Below are 25,021 nucleotides of genomic sequence, written 5' to 3' on the forward strand. Positions count from 1 at the left end.
GTAAATTATTGCGCGCGTTGCAGCAAGTAAGTGAAATCTGCAAAATTACCGTTAGTGGTTGCCGCATTATTGTGACAAGCCATACAGCTGCTTGATGTTTGCTTTACCGAACCTTGGATATAAGTTTCGAGCGTGGTGTTCGCTAAAAATGAGGGAGCAGGCACGCCCGTTGGATCGGTGGGATTTTTGGCATCGGTAGGCCATTGCGTGCTGATCAATTCGTAGTTCTTCCATACCGATCCCGGCACGACAGCGTCGAGTGCAGCGTGATAACTGGCATTTAAGGCTTTAGCATCGGCAGTGATAGGAATAACGCGTTCAACTTGAGTTGGTTTAGTGTGCGGGTTTGCCGGATCCCACGGGCGTACTGGGGGTTCATTCACTTTGCAGTCAGTACATTTAGCATCGTAAAAATTATATGCCGACAATGATGCTGACTCACCTTGGGTTGGCGCATTAGCAACATGCTCAAAGGTAGACCAAATCCATTGTGGTTCGTCTGCGGTTTTGTGGGCAATGTGAAACCCCACTAACCCGACTTGCTCAAGCGCACACGCGGGCTTGACCCCGTGCTGCTCTTCGGGATTGTTATAAACTAGCGCGTAAGTTGTATAGTAATTCGTCGCATCAAACTTGCCGCCCATTTTTATCCATGAGGCCTTAAGCATGATAGAACCTACCTGCCCGGTTTTACTGTCGCTCGCGGTAAAGTCGACATCGGCATTAAACTGTTTCTGTCCTTTTTTACTGTAAAGGTTATTGTCCAAAATAAAATTGAACATAGTTTCATTGGTTAATATTTCATAACGGGTATAAAGCCCGTTTTGATCAATCAATGGACCCGTTGTAAAAGGCTCGCCACTTTCATCCAACACATTCGGGGTCTTCCCTACTTGCGTTAAATAAATAGTCCCTTCAGGAATGGACTTGGGATCAATACTTTTGCAAACATCCGGCACATTATTGGACTGATCCCACCCAGGTGGTTTTACGCCATCGGGTAAAAAAATATCTCGGCTTTCCTTCCAATGCAGCCACACGACTGGCTGGTTAGTTTTTTGCCCAATGGTAGACATGGTATTGGGTGTACCATCGGCATTGGCTGGCCAGTTAAGTGCAATAAACGATTGCCAAGAAAAATCATCAAAATCATGTTGTAGGCTTTCGAGTGAGAACGGGGGTTTTGCTGTGATTTCCAGTGGCATAACAGGGCTTAACGTGGGTAGCGTTATAGCTGTTTTTGTCTCTACTGGTGCTTCTGCATGTACAGCAGCACTCATACACAAAAAAAGCGTACTGTAGCTAAAAGATTTGATAGACATGAAATTAACTCTCCTTGTTATTGGGACTTATTCAATGCTTAAAACGTTACAACTCCACTTTCTTTAACGACTTAAAATCAGGGCTTTCACAACACCCGCCACTGCAGGCGTGATGGCACGATACAAATAGCGTACAAGACTTGACCTCAACCAAATTCAAATAAATGGGTTTGGATATTAAAATTGAAGTTTGCTGTTTTGATCGCAGTCTCTGGCTTACTGAGCCGGTCTGAACAGATTGATACGGATAAATATTAACGTCTTTCATTGAAATTCCTTTTCATGATTGCGTTTTATCACGATACCTTGAGTCTAGATTATTCATTGATGATCACCTCAAATGAAACCTAGTTATCTCAGTGGAAGGGTTAAACACTCCTGTGTTCCCGTAGTGAAAATAATTCTATTCTGCAGAAAGAAAAGTAACCTTCTGAAAATATTCCATGTTAAAAGATTGTTTACGTTTCACTTATTGTCAAGCGTGAGGCAGGAGGTTTATTTTATTTGCAAAAAAGCTCGCCGCACGACACGACGATAACAGCGGTAAAAAGCATAATGTAATATCAAGAGTTCAACATTGATCTGAAGTCTGCAAGGACCAAGCGTGGACAAGAACTGACTAAGCGATCGTAAAATCGGTCGCAACCACGTGCGGCCTATTCTTATTTAGTAGCCATTGATTCAACAATATCTGTTAACGTTTGGAAGATTTCGACTCATTTTCATCATTAGATTCTGTAAAGAGTAAACTCAGCATCTGATTATATGGCCCTGCTAGTGACTTTAAATAAGCACTTTGACTGAAACAGAACACAACTTGTTCTTACTGTTGAAACAGGAAATCTATTTTCTTGTACTGACGAAAACTCTAAGATTAAAAATGATGCCATTTGGGGATGCTTTGACCTACTTAGGTAGCCCTGTGAAATATGATCATATCGTTCCACTTGCTTCCCACAATTGAGCCGCAGTGTACCTTCACAAACTTGTTATTCACCGATGTTTGTGCCCATAACCAATACATTTATACCTTTATAATTCACTTGTTCTATAGGCTTAAACCCATGATGTAAGTACAAACCTCCAGTTAAATCTTCTGTTTGAAGATATAATTTTTTCACACCTATTTTATGTGCTAGCGATATTATCTCTTTCACAAGTTTTGAGGCGACACCCTGTCCCCTAGCCTGCTGAGTGACGTAAACACCACCAAGCCAAAATTCAAATTCTGGGTATATGTCCATTTCTCGAATTTTTAGCTCTGCTGAACCAGCAAGAACACCATTTACTTTTCCAATGATCAGAATAGGCGCGGTATCTCGATTTATTGATGCAGAGACTTTTTCAACGACTTCCTCCTTGGTATAGCTACCATTGTCTTGGCACCATTCGTTGAAATACCAACTAGCTACCGTGTCTATCGCAGAGGGATTATCGGCAAGTAATGAAATTTCCATATATGTCCTTAGATGTACAACGATTTGATTTTCTTTATGAACAACATCTTACCAACTTAACCTTGCAAGGCAAGCAGCCCACAACCATTGATGTTTGTAGTCAAACTATACTGGGATTTCCACTGACTTTGATTGCTGTTCCGATAATCTCACCACGCCAGACCTAAAATACTATATTGCTAATTGAATCGCCTCCCATTAATGAAGCACAGTCAAACTCGACCGCAACGGGTTACCGTGTTTCGACGTTCACATCCTCAATAAATCTTGGCAGTGGCTTCATATTGTCAAACCGCCATAAGTAAAACATCAGTTTGTTATCCTTATTCCTTACAAAATCGCGATTGTCATCAGCACTACAACCTACATCAAAGTTATGCAATCCATCTGAGCTGGATTAGCGCTCAGTGCAAACACGACTCCGCCATCGCTTTTGTACGCAGTATCAGCACAGCTCGCGGCAGGCTTAATAGACAGCAAGCAAAGTTATATCTATTAATAACGTTATGATGATGTTTACTTTGCGGTGGCTTTACTACTTGATTCGACATCACTGCGTGCCCGCAGGAAACTGGCAAACCGCGGTAAACCGTTAACGGTAAGCCCAAGGTATTTATAGGTGATGATAGTGCCCACTGCGGGGGGATGTTGGCGCTCTGCGAGACTAAAACCTGTGCCAATACTAAAAATTCGGCCGTCTGGCGTTTGCACTTTTAATGCGCCCATCTGCCCTGCAAATTGACCTTTACCAGGGATATAAGCGATAACAGTAGCTTCAGCATCATAATAAGGTTTTAGCTTCATCAAATGAGGATTGCGGCCACTGATATAAGTCGCAGAACTGCGATGCAGCATCAAGCCTTCGGCGCCTTTTGCAACTAAGGCATCGAGTTTTTGATACAGGGCTTCAAGGCTTTCTACTTGGAACTGCACTATGACTTCAAGATAATTCGATTTGCCACTCAGTTCAGTCAGCGCAAATTGATAGCGATGCTGAAAGTCGCCACTCGCCTTGGGGACATCGAACACCATAAATCGCACTTTGCGCCAATCATCATCCTTAGCCGAAGTTTGTCGAACTAAACTCGACATCGCTTCAAACTGGCCTCGCCCAAGCCATAATTCACCATCGAGGGGATAATTCGGAAAATTCGCAGTAAACCAAATGGGTGCGGCGATGGCATTTCCCTGCCGAGTGAATAATTCCTTGCCATTCCAGTAACCTCGAACCCCGTCGAGTTTCTCACTAATCAAAAAATTTTGAATATTAATATCTTGCGAAGTTCGAGTCGCATCAAACTCGGTAGCAAGTTGTATGGCAGGAGGTGAGGTGTGTGCGTTAACCGAAAGAGCTAAACCGCAAAGTATGAGCAAGCTGAGCTTAAAAGCACTAAAACGGATGAAATGATTAAATGTTAAATTTCGTAACGGGTTTGTATGAGTCATTCCCTTGCCCACGCTGCAATATATCCTTCATCAAGCTTAGGCCGCACGGCTAAAGTTGCACTAAAATAACCGCAAAAGTCACTAACTCCCTAAGTTAACAACGAATGTTGATGATCAAATTTGCTCAGTTAATTGTTTATGCACTTTTCATCTCAGGCTATACTGCGGCCAAATTTATGACTCAGTCAAATGTTAACAAAGACAACAGTAGGGTTTATTCCCCACTGTTTTGAATGAGCAGAACCTCAGCGCTTTGTCGCTAACGTCAATTGGAAACACTATGAAACCAGCCAATAATCACGGTATTAAGCGCATATTCAGAGCGACGGGATTTTCGATGAAGGGCCTAAAGGCCGCTTGGATCCACGAAGCCGCCTTCAGACAGGAATTAATCTTGACGATCGTCATGTTACCCGTAGCCTTATGGGTTGATATCAGCACTATTGAACGCCTTATGCTGATTTTCACGTTGTTTATCGTGTTGATTGTTGAGCTATTAAACTCGGCAATTGAAGCTGTGGTTGACCGTGTCGGCAGTGAAATACACCCGTTAAGTGGCCAAGCCAAGGACATTGCCTCGGCTGCCGTCTTTATGAGTCTTGCGCTTTGTGGATTAACTTGGCTGGTTGTATTAACGCCGCTAGTGCTTTAATTCTTAGTTTCTAAACCGTCGCATGAACAACCATTGAGCCATCGTCCCTTAAAAAGTCAATGGCTTGTTTGATCTGGGCTAAGCGGTCATTCTCAGCCCAATACGCAAGATACACATTTCGTGAAATGGCATTCGCGCCGCTGACGAGATGCAATTCGCCGCCGCGCAATGCATGTTGCACTAGATGCTCAGGTAAAAATGCGCAGCCGCCATTATTCAAGATGAAATCTAACGCAATACGTGCTGAACTCGTGTGCAGCGTTGGCACTGGCAGCGAGGCATATTCCTGCGCGTGAACAATATTGAACGCCGTACCCCAATCGACTTTTACATATTGCCCCGGCACAACCGCTTTTACCGTTTGACCTTTTAAGCTCGACACCAACAACAAATTAATTTGCCCCAGTTGTACTATCTCAAATTGATCAAGCTTTGGCGGATCGAATGAAATCGCAATATCTAAGGTGCGATCCATTAGCTGACGCGTCATTGCATTCGCGGGTAGCACTTCGGTGCGCAACGCCACGCCTGGTAAACCGACATGCAATCCCTGTAAATAACCTTGCAAGTAAGCGTCCCAAATATTCGGCCCTGCACCAATGGCAAGCTGCGTTGTCTGTAACTGGCTGAGGGAAACATCTTGCTTAGCCCGCTCCCATGCTGTTAACACCGCTTCGGCATGACCAAGCATACGTTCGCCTGCTGGCGTGGGCTGAATATTATTACGTTGCCGTTCAAATAAGGCGACACCCAAAATGCTCTCAAGCTGTTTCACCCTAAAACTCACAGCGCTTCGGGTGAGATAAAGATTCTCAGCCGCTTTACCAAAATGGCGAGTACGGGAGACTTCGAGAAAGGTTTTTAGTAAATCGGTATCCATAAAAATTCTTGACCAACATAGGCAAATTTTTTTGATTTATAAATCAATAATACTAGCCAATACTCCAGTTGCAAATCTTTGTATATCAAAAACTAGAGGGTATCTGCCATGTCTGAACAGTCTTTTTTTAACGCTAACAAGGGTTCTGAGACGTTTAACGGCTCAGTTGCTGCCAGTTTTGTCTCTCAAAAACGTTTCTACGACGACGCTAATTTCCCCAAAGGCTTTAAACGAAGCGGCGATTTTACCAATAAAGAAGCTGAACTCCTTGAATTGCATGGTCATGCGATGAAGAATTTAGCGGAAGGAAAAACGCTGCCTTGCACCTCTGATGAAGCCCAATTTGTTGAAGTCGCCAAAGGAAATATCGCGCCCAGTAGCTTGTTAGAGCAGATCTGGGTAAAGTATCGCAGGCTCGCCATGGGGAAACCCTTTTATGCCGTGGTTGGTACAGTGCATTTGCCTGCAACCAAGCCCGAGATAGAAATAGAGGCTGAGGCTGTATTTGATATTGAAGATGATGTTCAGGATGAACCTGAACCCGAGGATAAAGAATGAAGATTAAGGTTTGCTACTAAATGCGTGGTTGGATTTTATATAAAGAAACCGCGACTCAGCTAAAACCTGAATGGTATGAAATTGAGCGTCTACTGGCGGCAGCAAAAGCCGATAACATAGAGTTGGAAGTTTACGCACCTGATGAATTTGATCTGACTGTCACCAGAGAAGATAACAAGAGTATTTTATTGAATGGGCAAGCCGTCGAGCTGCCCGATTTTATCATTCCGCGAATGGGCTCAGGCACGACCTACTTTGCTTTAGCCATTATTCGTCACTTAGAAAGATTAGGGGTATATTGCCTCAATCCATCTAAAGCCATTGAAATCGTTAAAGACAAGTTATTCTCCCAACAATTGTTGGCCGAGAAAAATCTGCCTACGCCTAAAACCATGTTGGTTAAGTTCCCCGTCGATATCGCCCTCGTAGAACGTCATCTCGGTTTTCCTGTGGTGATAAAAACACTTTCTGGCTCACAGGGCAGTGGTGTGTTTTTATCCCATAAGGCGCGTGAATTTGACGATTTAATGCAGTTGATTGAAGCGACCAATAAAAATGCTAACATCATTCTGCAAGAGTTTATCGCTAACAGTCATGGGCGCGATCTACGCGTATTCACTATTGGTGGTCGTGTGGCGGGTTGCTATGAAAGACGTGGTCAAGAAGACAGCTTCAAAGCCAATGTCAGTGCCGGTGGTTCAGCGCGTCCATTTCAGATCACTCCTGAAATTGAATGGCTTGCCACCCAAACAGCCAATATCCTCGATCTTGATGTTGCAGGTATCGATTTATTGTTTGATAACGGCCATTACAAAATTTGTGAGGCTAACTCATCTCCAGGGTTTGAGGGCTTAGAGTCCTGTTTGAATGTGGATATTGCCGCGCAAATTTTGCATTTTATTCGCATCCGTTTAGGCATGTTTAATAAAGATGAACCAAGTAGCCCAAAAATCGTGGCTGATAGCGTAGAGGCTGAGACTTCTACCCCGTCACCTCTATCGTCCTCTATCGAGACGAAATAGAAGTACTAGGACATATCAATATCTAGCGGGATCGTACCGCTAGATATTCTCAATATCGATGATTCTCCACCATGTTTGTGTCTATATCCATTTGTATCTCGCCCCATCCAACACAACAATCCTAAAGCCGTTCAGGAAGCACTTGCCCTTAGTCTTTCAATCCACAATTGATGTGATCGCTCACTCAAATTTCATTCAACCTCACGAGAACCAGCTCTACTTTTGTTTTGAATCACAATTTTTTGCATTTTTCAAAACATTTTGTTCACATTAAAAAATTTGCTGTTAAACTCCAAATGTTGTTTTTTTATGGCACTAAATTCTGACCTTATCGCTAAACATAATAAGAATAATGCAGGAGTCACTCCTTAACATGTCGATCCGCCTATTACCCCTAATCATAGCGTCACTGCTCAGCACTCAAGTGCAAGCCGATGATTTTACTATTCAGTTAGGCGGCTTTTATTCGCAATCAGACACCAATATGGAAGTCACTAACCCTATTTCGGGTAATAATTTCACTTTAGATTATGAGTCCGATCTACAACTTGCAGAAAACGAATTTTTACCCTTTATCGAGTTAAATTATCACTTTAACGAACGGCACAATATCTACCTAGACTGGAAACAGCTTCATCGTAACGCCGAAACCCAAGCCTTAACCAAACCCTTCCAGCTCGAGATTAACGACACCATTTACGATATCAAAGCAGGCGGTAATCTAAATTCAACCTTAAACATTGATGTACTGCGCTTCGGCTATGGCTATGATGTATTTCAAGGCAGTAACTATGATGTCGGTCTATCACTTGGTTTACATACTATGTTTATCAAGACAGGTTTTGAAGGGGTGATTGGTGTTTGCGCTTCATCGGAATTACTCAATAATGTCTGCGGTAGCCAAGCAATTCCGCGCATTGTTGACGAAAATGTCACTGCGCCACTGCCCGACATTGGCATATATGGTCAGTATGAATTTGTTCCCGGTTGGCAAATCACCAGCCATGCACAGTATTTCTATATCAAACTCAATGATGTCAAAGGCGAACTGGTTGATATTAAAGTGGGGGTTAATGCACAAATCACCCCAAACTGGCGTATGAGCGTGGCCTATAACTACTATAAAGTTGACGTTGATATCGCCCAAAATTCGCCGAATAAAGATACTCAAATCGCCGATTACAACATCTATTACAATTTTATTGGCCCTATGCTTTCTATCAGTTATTCCTTTTAATTTTAATGCTATAAAAAATCTCTTCCCATATTGTATTAAACACCCCTTCTCGCTCAAACAGTTGCCCGAACCCTGGCCCAAATTAGTGCTAAAAAATAAGGGCGCCTACTGGACGCCCTCATGATCCAACCCATTAAACCTATTTACGGCCATCCTGCTCACGTTTGGCTTTAAAGTCTGATGATTCAAGCCAATGGGGCCAATCTGAACCATTCGCTAAGGTGGTTATCATACTGGCGATCAAGTCTAGGTCTTGACTCACCCCCTCCAACGTCCAATTTGGATCATAATCATCGGCTCCTTGGTGATATTTATGCGCAATATAGTCAGGATCTGTATCCCCAAGACTCATAAATAACAATCCTGGTACACCTTGCTGGGCCAGCGCAAAATGGTCTGATCTAAACATCAATCCATTCTGTGGTCTTGGATCCGCTTTTACCGAACGGTCTTGGACTTTGGCGGCTTTATCTAAGTATTGCTCCAACTCAGATACCCCTTCCCCATAGCGCAAAATGTAATCCACGCCTTTATTTACATTCATGCCATCGATATTTAAAAAGGCGACGATATTTTTGGTTGGCACACTGGGATGCTGAGCAAAATGCTGTGCACCAATCAGACCCGTTTCTTCTGCAGTAAAGGCACTGAAGAGCACCGAGCGATCCAGTGCCGCCGTGCTAGCCTGCTGTTTGAAGTAACGCGCTAACGCTAAAACCCCCGCCACACCGCTGGCATTATCGACCGCACCGTTTAAAATCTCTGACTTACCGTCTTCAATCACAGTGCCAAGGTGATCCCAATGGGCATGCATCATCACCACTTCGTCGGGGCGCGTTTTACCGGGCAGTAAGGCCGCGACGTTATGGGACTCGGCGCGTTCAATTTTATTGTTTAACGTGAGCTGCGCGCTCAGCTTAAGTGGGATAGCCTTAAAGTTTGGCTTGGCTGCTTGCTGTTTTAAGGTATCAAAATCCAATCCCGCTTTGGCAAAGATTTTTTGTGCGGTTTCGTGCTGAACCCAGCCCATCACGCCCACTTGACCTTGGTTATTATTGGCATCGACCAGAGTAAACTTAGTCCCTATGTTGGAGTTTTGCACCACTCCCCAGCCATAGGCGGCTGGCGCGGTTTCATGGACAATAAACACGGCCTCAGCGCCTTGACGCGCCGCTTCCTCATATTTATAAGTCCAGCGACCATAATAGGTCATAGCATTACCTTTAAATATTGTTGGATCTTGGGTCGCAAAGCCGGGGTCATTCACGAGTACGATGACCGTTTTGCCTTTTACATCTAGCCCTTGATAATCATTCCAGCCATATTCGGGTGCATTGATACCATAGCCAACAAATACCACATCGCTTTTATTCAGGCTCACGGTGTCGGCGATTCTTTGGGTTCTCGCAGTAAACTCACTACCATTAGCAAACTTCAGCCCACCGATATCAAGCTGCATGTTTTGATCGGCACTAATTTGCGCCAAAGGAACCGCCTGTAAATAGCTATCGCCAAATCCGGGTTTGAGACCCATATCTTTAAATGCTGTCACTAAATAGTCTAAAGTTAACGTCTCACCTTCAGACAAGGGCGCGCGTCCCCCAAAAGCATCGCTCGCTAAGGTTTTCACATCGGTTCGGTATTGCACGAGATCGAGACTTTTCACAAATGCCGTTTCAGCAAAGACAGGTAATGAAATAGTGGCCAACAGACTTGTGGTTATGATTAAATTTTTCACAACTTTCTCCCAAGTTATTATCATTATTTGGTTTTAAGGATAGACTTTACCATATCATCTTTAATTTATGATGGAAGTCTTAGCGCAAACGGAGTCGCTGCATCCAAGAGTAAACGGTAATCATGTCTCCATCTGACCGATATTCTTGTCGTTGACCTAAATCTGACTGCAACAGAATAAAAAATAGCGAAAATTTTAAAATATCCGTGCATTTTCATTAAGTAAGGTAACAATATGTCGCTAGAGTTATTACAAGCCGCTGCACTGAACCTCAAAAAAGCAGTGCCTCTGATGCTCAAACATAAAATTCCGACTACACCCGTTAACTATGCGCTTTGGTACACTTATGTTGGTGAACAAAATCCCGAATTAAATCAACAACTCGATACTGTAATTGCCCAATACAACACTTGCCCTCCTGTCAGTAGCGAAATCTTGTATCGCCAATATGTTGCCGACCCAGTTGAACTCGATGTCAGAGAAATGCGCCAAAATCTGGATGCTATGGTGACTGAGCTTTCCCAATCACTCAAAGATACCAATCTAGATGCCAATGACTTCCAGTCGCGTATCGAAAGTAATTTTGAAAAGCTCAACCGCATCGAAGACGAAGGCTTTAGCGTCGAACAAGTACTCGATCTGGTCCGCAGCTTAGTGAAAGAGTCGGACAATATTCGCTCGAGCACAGAGTTCTTTACCGGTCAGCTGCAGAAGGCTCAAACCGAAATAGACGCACTAAAGAAAAAACTTGAACAAACAGAAAAAGACGTTCTCTACGATGCACTGACGGGCTGCTTTAATCGCCGCGCCTTTGACACTGATTTTGCAGGAATGATAGCCCAAGCCCCCTTAGGCACTTGTGTGATCTTGGCCGATATCGACCATTTTAAAGTGTTTAACGACACCTATGGCCACCAGCTCGGCGACCAAGTGTTACGCGCCGTGGCAAAACGGCTACAGGAATCCTGCCGCGATAGCACGAAACTGTATCGTTTTGGTGGTGAAGAATTTGCGATTATTGTCCCTAAAAGTCAGCTACGTATCGCAAGGCAACTGGCCGAAGCTATGCGCCGTGGACTCGAAAAACTCAGTTTAAAAGACAGACGCAAAGACGAACGCATCAATAATATCAGTGCTTCCTTTGGCGTCGCCCAATGGCAAGAAAAACAAACGGGTATGCAATTGATTGAAGCGGCAGACAAATTACTTTATGAAGCCAAACGCTTAGGACGAAATCGTGTGCTGCCTATCAGTAACTGATGGTTATAACTTAGCCTGAAGCCGATAATTCAGCTTCAGGCTAAGATGATTAACAAAAGAGCATTTTTTTGAAAGCTATATGAAGGATTTAAATTAGATTTCAGATTAATGTTTGAAACTGCGAGAAACAGTTCCAATATTTCCTTGCACGCCACTCCCTATTGAAACGGATGCATTCGTACCGTGTGTTTCCATCGACTCATTTTCGACGGGGATCGCCTGCACCACAAACCGCAGTTCAGCACCGCCTTGAAGTGAATCGAAGGGATAACACGTAATTAACGTTAAGCGATTATCATCGGATGGCGCCATAAAGTGAGTTTCTGTTTCATGTACGACCTGAGTCGCCACCACTTCATAAATAATGTGATTGCCTTTAAGCGTTTGTAACGATAATCGACGCCCCACGGCCATGCCATTGAGTATCGCAAAATGCGTATCCCTGTGGCCGGCAATCACAGTATTGCCTTTTTGCCCCGCTGGCGCACTGGACAACACCAGACTCGGACCAAAGGCCAAATTTCGCCCAGAAGCCCCCGCAAGAACATATAAACTGTCATTAAGCTCTGCTTCAATATTGTTGTTCGCCGCCACTTGCTCACGATGAATAGACAGCTTTGCCACGGGATAGGTATCCGCCCATGACCAAGGTTTATGGGATTGGCCATCAACCAAGGTTTTAGTCCACGCCTGTTCAATCAAATACTGGGCAAAGTGTGCTTTAGCTTGCATATAGAGTCCCTTTCCTAACAATGTTGCGCCAATTAAAAATAATCCCACCACTAAAAATCGCTGTGTTCTGCTTTTGCTCATCGCGCTTAACTCATCGTTCACTGGTAAGTGCCACCAAGGCCGCCTTCTCTTCCCGTCTTTGTCGAACAATCGATCCAGTAAGAATCAAGGCGAGTAGCAAGGTCAGCGCACCTAATAACATATCCAAACGGCTTGACGTCGCGGTTTGCGGCAAGGCGCCAAAAGGTTGCCAACCTAAGGGCAAGTGCTGACGAACCACGGCATCACGGCTCATTGCAGTTGAATCAATTGGGGTTAAGTCCACCGCCACTAAGCTGGTATAGGCGCTGACTAAGTGATAATTCATTGATAAGGCCGTCACTTGCTGTTTGACCTTGTCATCATTCGCGCCATTTTTACTCAACTCCAATGCACCAATCTGTTTACGCGCCCACAGCAAATCTAAACCCGCACCTTGATGGGTCATCAATCCTGCGGAGTTGTCCTGCAGCGAGAGCGACTGTTGCCAGTTTTGATGCCCTTGGCGTCCTGAAATCACTAACTCCTGTGGCTCACGGGCGCTGCGCTTTAGACTCACGAGCACTGGCTCACCGCGGTACAGATCGGCAATCGGTGATGGCCAGTAATCGGGCACACTGCCATCATCAAAACGCACTTGAATATCGGTTAACACTGGATATTGAATTTTGCTGAGTAAGGCGCTGATCTTCTCATCGACTTCATCCACTTTGCCAATATAGGTAAAAGTGCCACGACCGAGTTCAGCCGCCCTTTGCATAAAGTGAGAATTAGGCGCCGAACCTATACCGACAGTAAATAGTCGGCTTTCACCTATTTGATAACGGATCAAATCAAATAACGCTTGTTCATTGCCCACAGAGCCGTCGGTCATAAAGATCACTTGGCGCAAAGGCTGCGTTGCATCAAGCGATACACTGCCCAAGGATTTTGGCAAGGCAGCGTCCAGTGCTAACGCCATTTCAGTGCCACCATCGGCCTGTAAACGGCTCACAAATTGACGGGCCCGTGACAAATTCGACGAGGTCGCCGGTAATGACACTGTTGAGAACTGAGACAAACTGGAGTTAAATTCGATAATGTTAAAACTGTCCTCCGGCTTCAGTCCTTTTAACGCGTATAACAGTGCATTTTTAGCTTGAACGATAGAATCCCCCGCCATAGAGCCCGAAGTATCAATCACTAAAATTAATTCACGGGGCAAACTCGGCTGAGTACTCTTTTCAACCTTAGGAGGCAACACCATGACGAGACTGTAATTATCATCATTTACGCCGCTGGCTTTACTTGTATCAAGTGTATCCTGAGACAGATTTTCGCCATCGAGCTTATGGGTTTTACCTTGCTGATTAAACACCCAAGCCATTGGGCTAGTGCCCTGCTGTACTCGCCATTGCAGCACAAAATCCCGATTAGCGGGCACACGTTGCGCCAGCGATACATCGACCGCGCCGCTGTTGCCTTGCTTGAGTTTGATGTCATGGTAAGGACTCTCAATGGACGCCTTATCAACCCCCTTTGCGAGTAAGACTTGAATGTCTGCCTTCAGCACAGGATCGCGTCCACTGGCGCCGTCCCGCACTGGTGCCACAATCCGGTCAGCATCAAACACCTGCGAACTTGTCACTCGGCTTGATTGGCGCACCTGTGCCATAGGATCATGTGAGTCGCTAGCACTTGAATCCGATGTTAATCCCGGAATATAACGGGGCGCGACCACCAGCGGAAAACGTAAACTAAACAAACCATCTTCATATTTAATGGTCTCCTGATAACTGATTTCTACAATCAGCTCCTCTTGAGGTGCTAGGTTTGCGACTTCGGTCGTAAACATATTAGGCCGCTCTTGGCTCACTAAGCTGGCACGTTTACCTTCAGCTTTCGCTTGCTCAAAAATCTGCTTGGCATCGGCCTTAGGATGAATTTGCCCTTCGATCACTCTCTGGCCTATATGTAATCGCAACGAATCCACCGCAGCCTCATTGGGCAGCGGGAACAAATATTGCCCATTCAACACAAATTCAGTGTTGTTGCGAAAAACCTGTTTCACGCTCACGCGATTACTTAAGCCAGAGACTTGCATCGACACTTGTGTATCGAGCGGCAAAGATGGCTCCCAAGCACCGCTCGGCTGGCGATAAAGCAACAGCCCCTGCGTGATATCATCGTAATTAATGATGTGTGACTCTGCCGTTCTGTGAGCACTATGTTGCCCGACCAATGCCGAAGCCATATTCTGTGGCGCAGACAATGTGCTGGTACTATTCGGCGAAGCTAATGCCACAAAGGGCAAACCCCAACACACGGCGGCACTGATCAGCAATACCGCTACCGCTTCACTCACTTCTTTTACCCTTTTCCCTGTGATCATCACAAAGGCTTCCTCTATTAACAAATATGAACTGATGTTGGTTGTCGTTAATATGAACGACGTTAAATGGACTGCTTAAATTGACCGCTAGTCAGCAGCGTGCCTGGCCGTCAAGGCCAAATGAGGCTGTAGTGTTAATGTCACGCGGCGGTCGAACACATCCGATTCTCTGTCTTGGTCGGCTTGCAAAGGCGATAAAGCGCCAAAGGCTTGAGTGGTCATACGCTCGGCAGTGACGCCTTGCTTAATCAGGTAGCCACGCACCTCCAGTAGACGCTGCTCAGAAAGGGCTTGGTTGTAACTCTCATCACCACGGCGGTCGGCATAGCCCTTCAGATCAAGATTGAGTTCTGGTGACAAATTCATCACCTCAGCCACATCATCTAATTGAGGCAAAAAATGCGATTCAACCTCAGAGGAACCGGTACGAAACTGTACGCTAAGCCCCAAGGCGAGTTCACTGAGCAATTGACGTTGCGCTGACAGCAACTCATCAAGCTCTTGCTGCGCCTTGGTATATTCGCTCGCCCGTTTTTCGGCAGCTTGCTGTTTTACACTCCACTCGGATAACTGGGACTCTTGTAAATGGATCTGTCTTTGCTGAACGTGCAGTGTGTCTGTATCGCTGACTGATTTGCCTATTAAGGTGCCTGTGAACGCACCAATAATGGCCCCCACTGGACCACCGACTAACGCCCCCACTAAGGCTCCACCACCGAGGCCAATGAGGGCTTCCGGTTGTTCGTCCTCGCTTGCGTATTCGTCATCCATCGCTATACCGCTTGCATAGGCATCATTTTCTAGGGTGAGGTCTTGTCCTATCACTTGGTTTTGCAGTGAAACCCGCGCCGACACACTGGCTATAGGTGCGCTTAATAAACTCAAAACCAATAGATTAATTAGTGTCTTTTTCATCATCTCATTCCTTTTTGATTATTAGCTGAGCTTGGACTCGTACCTGAAGCAATCCACTCAACACCACATCAGGTCAAACGGGTACAAAACTGAATGGGGCTATTAAACACAAGTGGAATGGCATGAGCAGGGATGGAAAATGGCAATACAACTATCAATTGTGGCAACAAAATGGCAATTGCATTTGTGGCCTTTTTTCTCGGGTAAAATCCTGTATAGTCACGAAAACTTACTCCCCAAAGTCAATAGGAATACGGCTCTATGAAGCGTATCGCCATAGTGGAAGATGAAGCAGCCATTCGCGAGAATTACAAGGACGTGCTGCAACAACACGGTTACAGCGTGCAAACCTATGCCGACAGACCATCGGCCATGTTGGCCTTTAATACTCGTTTACCGGATTTAGCCATTATCGACATCGGCTTAGGTAATGAAATTGACGGCGGCTTTATGCTATGTCAGTCATTGCGCGCCATGTCGAGCACGCTGCCGATCATCTTTTTAACCGCCCGTGACAGTGACTTTGATACTGTGTGTGGCCTGCGTTTAGGCGCCGATGATTACTTGAGTAAAGAAGTGAGTTTTCCCCATTTAACCGCACGCTTAGCCGCATTGTTTCGACGTTCTGAACTTGCGGCCAGCCAAACGGCGCAGGAAAACTTGCTCGAACGTGGCCCACTGACCATTGATGCCAACCGCATGCAAGTCTATTGGAACCAGTTACCAATCGAGCTTACCGTGACCGAATTTTGGATGGTGCATGCGTTAGCCAAACATCCAGGCCATGTACGCAGTCGCCATGAATTAATGCAAGAGGCTAAAATCTTTGTCGATGACAGCACTATCACCTCCCATGTGAAACGCATTCGCAAAAAGTTTATCGCTACCGCGCCAGAGTTTGATTGTATTGATACTGTCTATGGTATGGGTTATCGCTGGGACAGCTTAGCCTGATCTATGGCTTAACCAACCTTTAAGCGCGCGGCGTTGAACCAGATAACCTTGGATGAATGAACTTTTAAACCCATTAATGCTGATCCCTAACTTATGACACGTTTCCCCTTTGGTCTACGCACTAAAGTCATCGGCCTTAGCCTGTTCTTGCTCTGCCTACCTTGGCTGGGGTACCAATATGTGTGGGAAATGGAAAAGTATCTTCGCCACGGACAAGAACGCACCTTAGAAGGCACTACTCAAGCACTGGCCACCGCGCTGCACGAGCGGCCGAAATTGTTCGATGGGCAAGCAAGTTTTTTAAAGCAAGTGGAAAAAAGCCGCGATCTATACGCCTATCCACTGGCGGGGGCGATTTTGCTCGACGGCAAACTCAACGAATGGCAGGAATATCAGCACAGATTTATCCAATACGGTGAGGCGCACCAAATTATGCGTGCCGATCCGAACGCCCCCCTGACCTTAAGCTTTACCCACATGGTCGGACAATACGATGGTTATCTGTATGCTTTTTTTCAAGTCATTGATCCAAGAGTGGTACTGCGGGGTAAAAATGCCCTAAGTGTCGATAGAAACGATCATCTCTCGATTGCGACACTCGCGCCCGACAATAAATTCAAACGCTATATCGTTGCCACGACTCAACCCGGCTGGATCAGCGCCTTCGAATTACCCGCTAATCCTAAGCAAACTGTGCCCGTCACACCTGAGGTGCGTATCCAAGGACAATGGGCGACGACAGATGTGGGCTACAATGTCGAGCTGCGTATTCCCTTAGACATGGTCGGCAGCAAACTCGGATTTGCCATTGCCGATGTCAACGACAGCAAATACCGTGATGTGGCTGCAGTTGTCGGCACCTCGGCCTTAGATACGGTCGACAATCTCGGCACTGTGCTGGTACCATCACCGGAAATTGAAAGTATTATCAAAGGCATGAGCCACTATAGCTCACGTATTTGGGTGGTCGATAAACACGGTCGCGTACTGGCAAAATCCGGCGACATTCGCGCTAATGACAGTGTATGGACCCGCACCTTAGAAGATGAAAAGAGCACCGCGCTGTGGGATACCTTCAAGCGTGATTATCTGCATCCGCTGTACTATAAAATTCTCACAAAACCGCCCAAAGACTTTATTGATTCCTTACAAGATTCCACCGAGCTTGACGGCAGTCATATCCAAAAAGCCCTCGGGGGTCAGCAAAGTTCGACTTGGCGGTTAACCCCAGACAACAAAGCTGTGGTACTCGCCGCCGCGAGCCCCATTTGGATTGATAACAATGTGATGGGTGCCGTCGTCGCCGAAGAAACCACCCACGGAATTAGAACTCTACGCAACCGAGCGCTAGAAAAGCTCTTTAACGTGATTTTGACCATAATGAGTATGGGCACCTTGGCGCTGTTCTTCTTCGCCTCGAGTATTTCTAACCGCATTCGTAAATTGCGCGATGAAGCCGAAAATGCCATCGACAGCCAAGGCCGTGTGCGTAATCACCTCAAACCGTCGAAAGCTCGGGATGAAATTGGCGATCTGTCCCGTAGCTTCTCTAGCATTGTGGGGCGACTGGGTCAGTACACTCACTATCTAGAAAACATGTCGTCGCGCCTGTCCCATGAGTTACGTACGCCCGTGGCTGTGGTGCGTTCATCCCTTGAGCATTTAAACCTGCAGACCTTAGATAAAGACACGCAAAAATATGTCGACCGCGCCCAAGAAGGTGTCAGCCGCTTAAGTATGATTTTAAACAACATGAGCGAGGCAACACGCCTAGAGCAGAGTTTAACGCAGGCCGATATCACTAAGTTCCCACTCTCCCAAGTGGTCAGCGGTTGTATGCAAGGTTATCAAATGACCTATCCAGAACAAGGCTTTAGTGTGAAAGTGCCCGAGCAACCACTGATGATGCAAGGTGTGCCAGAATATATCGCCCAGTTAATGGACAAACTTATCGCCAACGCCATTGAGTTTTGCCATAAAGACAGTGCTATCGAAGTCACGCTCACCCAAGTGGGTAAGCAAGCAACTCTGCTTATCAGCAACTTAGGACCTGAACTGCCCATTGATATGTCGGAGCAGATTTTCGATTCCATGGTGTCGGTGCGGATAAATCAAGCCCAAGATAAACCCCACCTAGGCTTAGGTCTGTATATCGCGCGATTGGTCGCCGAGTTCCACCAAGGACAAATCCTTGCCCGTAATCGCAGCGAACATAATGGTGTGGATATCCTTGTTACCTTACCTTTAAATTAAGAACATACGGGCTTTAAGTTAAGCGTGTTACAGCTTTTAAGCCCTGCGTCATAATCTCAACAGCTAAAATACAGGAGGCCAATAACATGAGCCAAACTCATCACGCGCCTCCTGTCATTTATGCGGGCAGATGCTAAGATGACCGCCATAACAATCGATAAGAAACGCCAATTATTCTCCCAAATTGTTCAACCTATTCGTTCAACCTAAATGCCAAGGTAATGATCCAATGACAGATAAACATCATCAAGCCACCCAAATCGTCAGCTTAGGTCGAGACAAAAAATGGACCAAAGGCGTGATCAATCCGCCCGTCTTTCGCGCTTCGACTATCGTCTTCGAAACCATGGATGAAATGCGCCACGCCGCGAAAAATAAGACCAATGGCGAGATGTTTTATGGCCGCCGTGGCACCCCAACCCATTTTGCCTTTCAGGCCGCGATTGCCGAACTAGAAGGCGGCGTCGGTACGGCGCTGTATCCTTCTGGCGCTGCGGCGATCAGTGCGGCGCTACTGTCATTTTTAAAAACGGGCGATCACCTGTTAATGGTTGATAGCGTGTATGAGCCAACGCGGGATCTGTGCACCCATATTCTCGGCGGTTTTGGTATCGAAACCACTTACTACGATCCGCTGATTGGCGCAGGCATTCGCGACCTCATTCGCCCCAATACTAAGGTACTGTTTTTAGAGTCTCCGGGTTCCATCACCATGGAAGTGCAAGATGTACCGACCTTGTGCCGCATCGCCCACGAACATGGGCTGATCACTATGCTGGACAACACTTGGGCCTCGCCCATCAATAGCAAACCCTTTGAAATGGGTGTAGATATCTCAATTCAAGCGGCGACCAAATACATCGTCGGTCACTCGGATGTGATGATAGGCACGGCCACGGCCAACGAAAAATACTGGCCACAATTACGTGAACACAGTTATTTAATGGGACAAACCACATCGCCAGACGATGTGTACCTTGCTGCCCGCGGCCTACGTACCTTAGGCGTGCGTATGGCGCAACATGAAAAAAATGCACTGCAAGTAGCCAACTGGTTGAAAAATCGGCCAGAAGTCGATCATCTACGTCATCCCGCGTTTGATACATGCCCTGGGCACGAATTCTTTAAACGCGACTTTAGTGCCTCCAACGGCTTGTTCTCCTTTATCTTAAAACAGGGCGATGCCGATGCCGTCACCGCACTGGTTGAAAATATGAGTCACTTTAAGATGGGCTTTTCTTGGGGCGGCTACGAGAGTTTAATCCTCGGCATTTTCGGCATTGAAAAAATCCGCTCAGCGACTCAATGGAATGCGAGCAAACCTTTGATCCGTTTACATATTGGTTTAGAAGATCCCGCTGATTTAATCGCCGATCTCAGTGCTGGGTTTGAACGCTTTAACGCAGTATTGGCGGCCAAAGCTAAGTAACAATATTTAATGTGCTAAGTGCTAAGTGCTAAGTGCTAAGTGCTAAGTGCTAGCAGAATATAAAAAGGGGCGGAATAAATATTCCGCCCCTTCTCTTATCGATACTGACACAAATACGAATGTTTACTGCAATATCATTATGCTTATAGCAAATAAACCGCTAAACCATAAACTCTAGGGTGATTAATTCGCTTTCGTTCCAATGCTTAATGCAGGATCGACCCAAGCCGCAGAGCCATAAAGCGGCACTGTTGAGAGCGCATGTTTATGGCTGCCATTGGTCTCTTTCGTCGAATAGGACAAATACAACAGAGTCTGATTTTGTGCATCATAAATCCGGCGCACTTTTAATGACTTAAATAAAATACTCAGGGATTCAGTGAAAATCACTTCGCCGTGTTTCCCCATGTCTATCTTCGCCAGATCGGCCGCAGTAATTGGCCCAGTTTGACGGCAACTGATCCCCATATCGGACGGATCAGCAAAATCTAAATTGGCTTCGATACGACTGATATGGCAAGTCACCCCAGGTATTTTAGGATCGTTTTTAGCATCAATAATCACATCTTTAGTGGTAAAAAGCCCTAAGCTCACCTTACCCACATCGTCACCACAACCTGCAAGCAATAGACCTACAGAGGCCGCAAACGCACACTTCAACAGAGTTTTCATTCATACATCCTTTTACATTAGTGCTGATATGCTAGCGCTTATATATTAATGCGTAGCGAATAGCTTTTGTGCCCAGCGGGTTAATCCGGCTGTCACAGAGCCAAAGTGATCGCCGACCACGACCGGAATATCGGGATAAATACCAACGATTTTCGCATAAATCGCAGGGCTACGTGCCGTACCACCCGTCACGTAAATCACATCGGGTTTGCACTCTGCTTCAGCGGATAAATCCTCTGTTGCTGAGCGGTTTACCGCGACATTTGTTGCAGCCAAAGTTTTTGCAGCTTGCGCGAGCGCTTGGTGCATCAGGGCTTCCACTTTCGTCAGCGACGGCTCAATGGCATTTTCAAACAATTCACGACTCACACCCGCGTGCAGCGCCGCTTCGATAAAATCCAGATTAACATCTGTATTATCGGTATCTGACAGCGCAATTTTCGCACGCTCGGCTTGGCGAACCAGTTGATAGCTTAACTGCTGCTGTTGCACCTTTAACAATCGCTTCAGTAACTGTGGCTGCTCGGCTTCTTTAACCAATTCATCAATCAATTTACGGCTACTTAAGGTACTGAATTCTCGCTGGGCGCTAATATCATTCACTGCGACCGCATTCCAAAATGTTTTACTGGGCATAGGTTTGCCATTGATCATCAAGGAACCTAAACCAAAGTGCGGCATAAAGGCATTCATTGCAAGGGCGATATCGAGATCGTTACCGCCGATCCGCTGGCCGCTGTGACCGAGGAAATCTTCACTGCGATCTGCTTTTTGTTTATGGGCTGGGCCCATTTTGACAACAGAGCAGTCCGTTGTACCGCCGCCTACGTCGACGACCAATACCGTTTTGTTGTCGGTCAAGGTCGCTTCATAATCCATCCCCGCCGCTAACGGCTCGAACAGAAAATCAACGTCAATAAAACCCGCGCGTTTTGCCGCTAAGGTCAAAATGGCTTCGGCCTGACGGTTACTCTCTTCTCCGCCTATGCCTTGAAAGTTCACCGGACGACCAATAATCGCATGGGTGATCATCGCAGTGCTCCCCTGATTAACAAGGTCCTTTTCAACTAACACAGATTCGGCGCGCACTTTAATGTGCTGCATCATCAGGGTAACAATATCTTCAAACAGGGCCACTTGTTCGGGTCTAAGCCCTGTCGCGCCTAAAAAGGATTTTGGCGAACGGACATAGAATCCCTCCTCCGGCATCTCTAAATACGCGCTCACCGCCTGCTCGCCAACAAATACAGCCTGAACATCGGCATCGAGATCTAACTCATGGCGCACCATACGGGCGCGACTCAATTGCGCGGCGCGCTTTTTGGCGTAATCGGCTTTCAATTCAGTGGGAAGACCACGATAAACCGCCTCGGCGATCAGTTCCCTGTCCATCGCGTATAAGGTCGAAGGCAAATAAGCTGATTGCTCTGATAACGCCAATAACTGCACACCATCATCCAGCATGATCCCTACGGCGCAGTTAGCACTACCATAATCAAATCCAACAAACATACCTTTTACTCCCGCGATAAAAAAGCCGAGCAAGATAACATAGTTTGCGATAATGCCCAAGGAGTTAACACTGACGGATTTATTCTCAAGGAAGCCGCGCTTGCACAGTTTCTCAAGGCTTAAATCGCAGTAACGCGAACAGAATTTAAGCTCAATCCAAGATGATCATCATAAGGTCATATTTCTGTCACACTCGTCATCAAGTTGACATATTTCCCTCGTATCTTTATCCCAGATAAATCCCAGACTGATTTTGGCGTGTACGCAATATTTATCATTGAAATTCCTTCACTTGTCGGCAGTAAATCTGATTGCACAACGGCGGATGAATGCTATTGTATATTGCGCCATGACGCTTGCTTAAAGGAGCTGTGCAGTGTCCCCGAATACCGATAAACTTTCGATTGATAAAGAACTCTCTTGGTTGTCTTTTAATGAGCGGGTATTGCAAGAAGCCTGCGATCACAATGTTCCCTTAGTGGAGCGAGTCCGCTTTTTAGGGATATTTTCCAATAACATGGATGAGTTTTTTAGGGTGCGTGTGGCTGCGGTCAGACGCTCCATTTTACTCTCATCCCTGCAGGAAGGTCGCAGCAACAGCCGCCATTTAATGGCCAAGATCCAATCGAAAGTGATGGCATTGCAAGAAAGGTTTGATGGCATATACACGGATTTAATGCGCGAACTTGTGCGTCGTAATATTTTGTTAATCAATGAGAAACAATTAAGCGAGTTCCACAGCGACTGGCTGAAAAAGCATTTTAGAGACCATTTCAAACGCCATATCGCGCCGCTTATGGTCAATAATAATCGCGATCTGATCAAGCAAATCAACGACGACGCCACCTATTTGTGTGTGTGTTTGTTCACTAAGGCGCGTCGCCAATACGCCTTAGTCGAAGTGCCGACTAAAAATGTACCGCGATTTATCGAACTCCCAGCCGAAAAGAGTAAAGCGAAAAAATATCTGATTTTATTAGATAATATTATTCGCCACTGCGTAGATGAACTCTTTGGTCCCTTCTTCGAGTACGATGCTATCGAAGTGTATTCGATGAAATTAACCCGCGATGCCGATTTTGATATCACTGACGAGCTTGAACAAACCCAGCTTGAGAAAATGACCAAGGGATTGAAAAAACGTCTTACCGCCGAGCCTGTACGCTTAGTGTACGACAAAGAAATGCCTGAACACATGTTAGTGATGCTCAAAGAAAACCTGAACATCAGCTCGACTGAATGTTTGATCCCAGGCGGGCGTTACCACAGCTTTAAAGACTTTATCGCCTTCCCCAACCCGAGCCGCGACTACCTCGAAAACGAAAAACTACCGGCGCTCAATAGTGCAGGTTTTGGCCGCAGTGCCAACAGTTTCGATGCGATTCGGATGGGCGATATCATGCTCAATTATCCGTACCATAAGTTTTCCCACTTTACCGAAATGGTGCGCCAAGCGGCCTACGATCCGGCGGTGCGCTTTATTCGAATTAATTTATATCGAGTGGCGAAAAAATCCCATGTAATGCAATCGCTTATAGATGCAGTGAAGAACGGCAAACAAGTCACCGCCGTAATTGAACTCAGGGCCAGATTCGATGAGCAATCCAACATCGAATGGACCCGCATCTTGGCCGAAGCGGGCGTCAAAGTTCACCACGGTATCACCAGCTTAAAAGTGCATTCCAAGTTGTGCTTGATTGGCCGCGAAGAACAAGGGGAAATCAAACTCTATTGTCACGTCGGCTCAGGCAACTTTAACGAAGGCACGGCGCGGGTCTACACTGACTTGTCGCTGTTCACCGCTAATCAAGAAATTGCCCGAGAAGTAGAGCAAGTATTTGACTTGATTGAACATCCGTATCGCCGCGATAATTTCCAGCATTTAATTGTGTCGCCCTACGATGCCAGACAAAAACTGAGCCATTTAATTGATAATGAAATCGTTAATGCCCAGAGCCATATGAAGGCGGCGATTACCTTAAAATTAAATAACTTACTCGATGAATCCTTGGTCCAAAAACTCTATGAGGCTTCAGCCGCTGGGGTCAAAATTAAGTTACTTATTCGCGGCATGTGTTCGCTTATCCCGCAAATTCCGGGGATCAGCGACAACATCGAAGTCTATAGTATCGTCGACCGATTCCTCGAACACTCACGAGTGATGCTGTTCCACGCGGGTGGAGAGAACAAACTCTTTATCTGCTCCGCCGACTGGATGAGCCGCAACATAGATAATCGCGTTGAAGTGAGTGTGCCGATTTATGATCTGCGCCTAAAACAGATGATAATGGATATTTTATCCTTACAGTTCAATGACAACACTAAAGCACGTGTCATCAACAAGGAACAAAGTAATCCTTATCGGAATCGCGGTAACAAACGAAAAGTGCGTTCTCAAATTGCCATTTATCAATATCTGATTAATTATGAGAAGCGCCAACTGCAAGAATTTAATGCCTTACGTATGTCCACCCATGAGGGTGACGCTGAGCGAGAAGTGAAAACTCAGCCTGACATAACACCTGAGTTACGGGCCAAAGCCAGCTAATCGCTGGCTTTATATCGCTTTGAT

Annotated in this window: 19 protein-coding genes; 9 read left to right on the plus strand and 10 right to left on the minus strand. The window is 45.9% G+C overall.

What is annotated here, in order from left to right; translation table 11 throughout:
- Nucleotides 1-5: 5 nt before the first annotated feature.
- The 3 genes from L5L91_RS00470 to L5L91_RS00480 form a co-directional block, all read right to left on the minus strand.
- Nucleotides 6-1,322, minus strand: a complete 1,317-nt coding sequence (locus L5L91_RS00470) for a hypothetical protein (RefSeq protein ID WP_263235376.1) — start codon at nt 1,320-1,322, stop codon at nt 6-8.
- A gap of 989 nt (nt 1,323-2,311) precedes the next feature.
- Nucleotides 2,312-2,779, minus strand: coding sequence for a GNAT family N-acetyltransferase (locus L5L91_RS00475; RefSeq protein ID WP_028760209.1), 468 nt, complete (start codon nt 2,777-2,779; stop codon nt 2,312-2,314).
- Nucleotides 2,780-3,295: 516 nt separating this feature from the next.
- Nucleotides 3,296-4,225, minus strand: coding sequence for a DNA ligase (locus L5L91_RS00480; RefSeq protein ID WP_263163072.1), 930 nt, complete (start codon nt 4,223-4,225; stop codon nt 3,296-3,298).
- A gap of 280 nt (nt 4,226-4,505) precedes the next feature.
- Between L5L91_RS00480 and L5L91_RS00485 the strand changes: the two genes are divergently transcribed.
- On the plus strand, nt 4,506-4,877 hold the full coding sequence (locus tag L5L91_RS00485) for a diacylglycerol kinase (RefSeq protein WP_028760259.1): 372 nt from the start codon (nt 4,506-4,508) through the stop codon (nt 4,875-4,877).
- Nucleotides 4,878-4,887: 10 nt separating this feature from the next.
- On the opposite strand, the gene hdfR is transcribed toward L5L91_RS00485, so the two are convergent.
- A complete protein-coding gene (gene hdfR, locus L5L91_RS00490) occupies nt 4,888-5,757 on the minus strand; it encodes an HTH-type transcriptional regulator HdfR (RefSeq protein ID WP_212599819.1) in 870 nt (289 codons plus the stop codon).
- Between the two features lie 108 nt (nt 5,758-5,865).
- Between hdfR and L5L91_RS00495 the strand changes: the two genes are divergently transcribed.
- The 3 genes from L5L91_RS00495 (at nt 5,866) to L5L91_RS00505 (ending at nt 8,574) form a co-directional block, all read left to right on the plus strand.
- Nucleotides 5,866-6,315 (plus strand): DUF413 domain-containing protein, encoded by a 450-nt coding sequence (locus L5L91_RS00495; RefSeq protein ID WP_028760261.1) that lies wholly within the window; start codon nt 5,866-5,868, stop codon nt 6,313-6,315.
- Between the two features lie 20 nt (nt 6,316-6,335).
- Nucleotides 6,336-7,337, plus strand: coding sequence for a RimK family alpha-L-glutamate ligase (locus L5L91_RS00500; protein WP_113941500.1), 1,002 nt, complete (start codon nt 6,336-6,338; stop codon nt 7,335-7,337).
- A gap of 373 nt (nt 7,338-7,710) precedes the next feature.
- Complete coding sequence (locus tag L5L91_RS00505) at nt 7,711-8,574, plus strand: hypothetical protein (RefSeq protein WP_028760263.1); 864 nt, start codon at nt 7,711-7,713, stop codon at nt 8,572-8,574.
- 139 nt (nt 8,575-8,713) lie between these two features.
- Here the strand turns inward: L5L91_RS00505 and L5L91_RS00510 are convergent, their stop codons facing one another.
- On the minus strand, nt 8,714-10,336 hold the full coding sequence (locus L5L91_RS00510) for a M28 family metallopeptidase (RefSeq protein ID WP_263163074.1): 1,623 nt from the start codon (nt 10,334-10,336) through the stop codon (nt 8,714-8,716).
- A gap of 210 nt (nt 10,337-10,546) precedes the next feature.
- Here L5L91_RS00510 and L5L91_RS00515 point away from each other — a divergent pair, with 210 nt between their 5' ends.
- A complete protein-coding gene (locus L5L91_RS00515; RefSeq protein WP_263235378.1) occupies nt 10,547-11,572 on the plus strand; it encodes a GGDEF domain-containing protein in 1,026 nt (341 codons plus the stop codon).
- A gap of 105 nt (nt 11,573-11,677) precedes the next feature.
- On the opposite strand, the gene L5L91_RS00520 is transcribed toward L5L91_RS00515, so the two are convergent.
- The 3 genes from L5L91_RS00520 to pdsO form a co-directional block, all read right to left on the minus strand.
- Entirely contained in the window at nt 11,678-12,385 is a 708-nt protein-coding gene (locus L5L91_RS00520; protein ID WP_263163076.1) for a class GN sortase, read from the minus strand.
- 10 nt (nt 12,386-12,395) lie between these two features.
- Nucleotides 12,396-14,714, minus strand: coding sequence for a marine proteobacterial sortase target protein (locus L5L91_RS00525; protein ID WP_263235380.1), 2,319 nt, complete (start codon nt 14,712-14,714; stop codon nt 12,396-12,398).
- Between the two features lie 87 nt (nt 14,715-14,801).
- Complete coding sequence (gene pdsO, locus L5L91_RS00530; protein WP_263235383.1) at nt 14,802-15,632, minus strand: sortase-associated OmpA-like protein PdsO; 831 nt, start codon at nt 15,630-15,632, stop codon at nt 14,802-14,804.
- 258 nt (nt 15,633-15,890) lie between these two features.
- Between pdsO and pdsR the strand changes: the two genes are divergently transcribed.
- The 3 genes from pdsR (at nt 15,891) to L5L91_RS00545 (ending at nt 20,265) form a co-directional block, all read left to right on the plus strand.
- The gene (gene pdsR, locus L5L91_RS00535) at nt 15,891-16,583 is read left to right on the plus strand and encodes a proteobacterial dedicated sortase system response regulator (protein WP_006081337.1); all 693 of its coding nucleotides are present in this window, start codon (nt 15,891-15,893) and stop codon (nt 16,581-16,583) included.
- Nucleotides 16,584-16,676: 93 nt separating this feature from the next.
- Complete coding sequence (gene pdsS, locus L5L91_RS00540) at nt 16,677-18,836, plus strand: proteobacterial dedicated sortase system histidine kinase (protein ID WP_263235385.1); 2,160 nt, start codon at nt 16,677-16,679, stop codon at nt 18,834-18,836.
- A 229-nt stretch (nt 18,837-19,065) separates the two neighbouring features.
- The gene (locus L5L91_RS00545) at nt 19,066-20,265 is read left to right on the plus strand and encodes a cystathionine beta-lyase (RefSeq protein WP_263163080.1); all 1,200 of its coding nucleotides are present in this window, start codon (nt 19,066-19,068) and stop codon (nt 20,263-20,265) included.
- Nucleotides 20,266-20,448: 183 nt separating this feature from the next.
- Here L5L91_RS00545 and L5L91_RS00550 read toward each other — a convergent pair whose 3' ends face one another.
- Nucleotides 20,449-20,937, minus strand: coding sequence for a CreA family protein (locus L5L91_RS00550; RefSeq protein ID WP_131525552.1), 489 nt, complete (start codon nt 20,935-20,937; stop codon nt 20,449-20,451).
- A 45-nt stretch (nt 20,938-20,982) separates the two neighbouring features.
- Nucleotides 20,983-22,449, minus strand: a complete 1,467-nt coding sequence (yegD, locus tag L5L91_RS00555) for a molecular chaperone (RefSeq protein WP_263235390.1) — start codon at nt 22,447-22,449, stop codon at nt 20,983-20,985.
- A gap of 376 nt (nt 22,450-22,825) precedes the next feature.
- Between yegD and ppk1 the strand changes: the two genes are divergently transcribed.
- A complete protein-coding gene (ppk1, locus tag L5L91_RS00560) occupies nt 22,826-24,997 on the plus strand; it encodes a polyphosphate kinase 1 (protein WP_028760273.1) in 2,172 nt (723 codons plus the stop codon).
- Nucleotides 24,998-25,021 lie beyond the last annotated feature (24 nt).

This window comes from Shewanella sp. SM55 (genome assembly GCF_025654025.1).
GTDB lineage: Bacteria > Pseudomonadota > Gammaproteobacteria > Enterobacterales > Shewanellaceae > Shewanella > Shewanella oncorhynchi.

Coding starts and splice junctions, on each gene's coding strand:
- L5L91_RS00470 (WP_263235376.1), bottom strand. CDS start 1,322: ATGTCTATCAAATCTTTTAGCTACAGTACGCTTTTTTTGTGTATGAGT.
- L5L91_RS00475 (WP_028760209.1), bottom strand. CDS start 2,779: ATGGAAATTTCATTACTTGCCGATAATCCCTCTGCGATAGACACGGTA.
- L5L91_RS00480 (WP_263163072.1), bottom strand. CDS start 4,225: ATGACTCATACAAACCCGTTACGAAATTTAACATTTAATCATTTCATC.
- L5L91_RS00485 (WP_028760259.1), top strand. CDS start 4,506: ATGAAACCAGCCAATAATCACGGTATTAAGCGCATATTCAGAGCGACG.
- hdfR (WP_212599819.1), bottom strand. CDS start 5,757: ATGGATACCGATTTACTAAAAACCTTTCTCGAAGTCTCCCGTACTCGC.
- L5L91_RS00495 (WP_028760261.1), top strand. CDS start 5,866: ATGTCTGAACAGTCTTTTTTTAACGCTAACAAGGGTTCTGAGACGTTT.
- L5L91_RS00500 (WP_113941500.1), top strand. CDS start 6,336: ATGCGTGGTTGGATTTTATATAAAGAAACCGCGACTCAGCTAAAACCT.
- L5L91_RS00505 (WP_028760263.1), top strand. CDS start 7,711: ATGTCGATCCGCCTATTACCCCTAATCATAGCGTCACTGCTCAGCACT.
- L5L91_RS00510 (WP_263163074.1), bottom strand. CDS start 10,336: ATGATAATAACTTGGGAGAAAGTTGTGAAAAATTTAATCATAACCACA.
- L5L91_RS00515 (WP_263235378.1), top strand. CDS start 10,547: ATGTCGCTAGAGTTATTACAAGCCGCTGCACTGAACCTCAAAAAAGCA.
- L5L91_RS00520 (WP_263163076.1), bottom strand. CDS start 12,385: ATGAGCAAAAGCAGAACACAGCGATTTTTAGTGGTGGGATTATTTTTA.
- L5L91_RS00525 (WP_263235380.1), bottom strand. CDS start 14,714: ATGATCACAGGGAAAAGGGTAAAAGAAGTGAGTGAAGCGGTAGCGGTA.
- pdsO (WP_263235383.1), bottom strand. CDS start 15,632: ATGATGAAAAAGACACTAATTAATCTATTGGTTTTGAGTTTATTAAGC.
- pdsR (WP_006081337.1), top strand. CDS start 15,891: ATGAAGCGTATCGCCATAGTGGAAGATGAAGCAGCCATTCGCGAGAAT.
- pdsS (WP_263235385.1), top strand. CDS start 16,677: ATGACACGTTTCCCCTTTGGTCTACGCACTAAAGTCATCGGCCTTAGC.
- L5L91_RS00545 (WP_263163080.1), top strand. CDS start 19,066: ATGACAGATAAACATCATCAAGCCACCCAAATCGTCAGCTTAGGTCGA.
- L5L91_RS00550 (WP_131525552.1), bottom strand. CDS start 20,937: ATGAAAACTCTGTTGAAGTGTGCGTTTGCGGCCTCTGTAGGTCTATTG.
- yegD (WP_263235390.1), bottom strand. CDS start 22,449: ATGTTTGTTGGATTTGATTATGGTAGTGCTAACTGCGCCGTAGGGATC.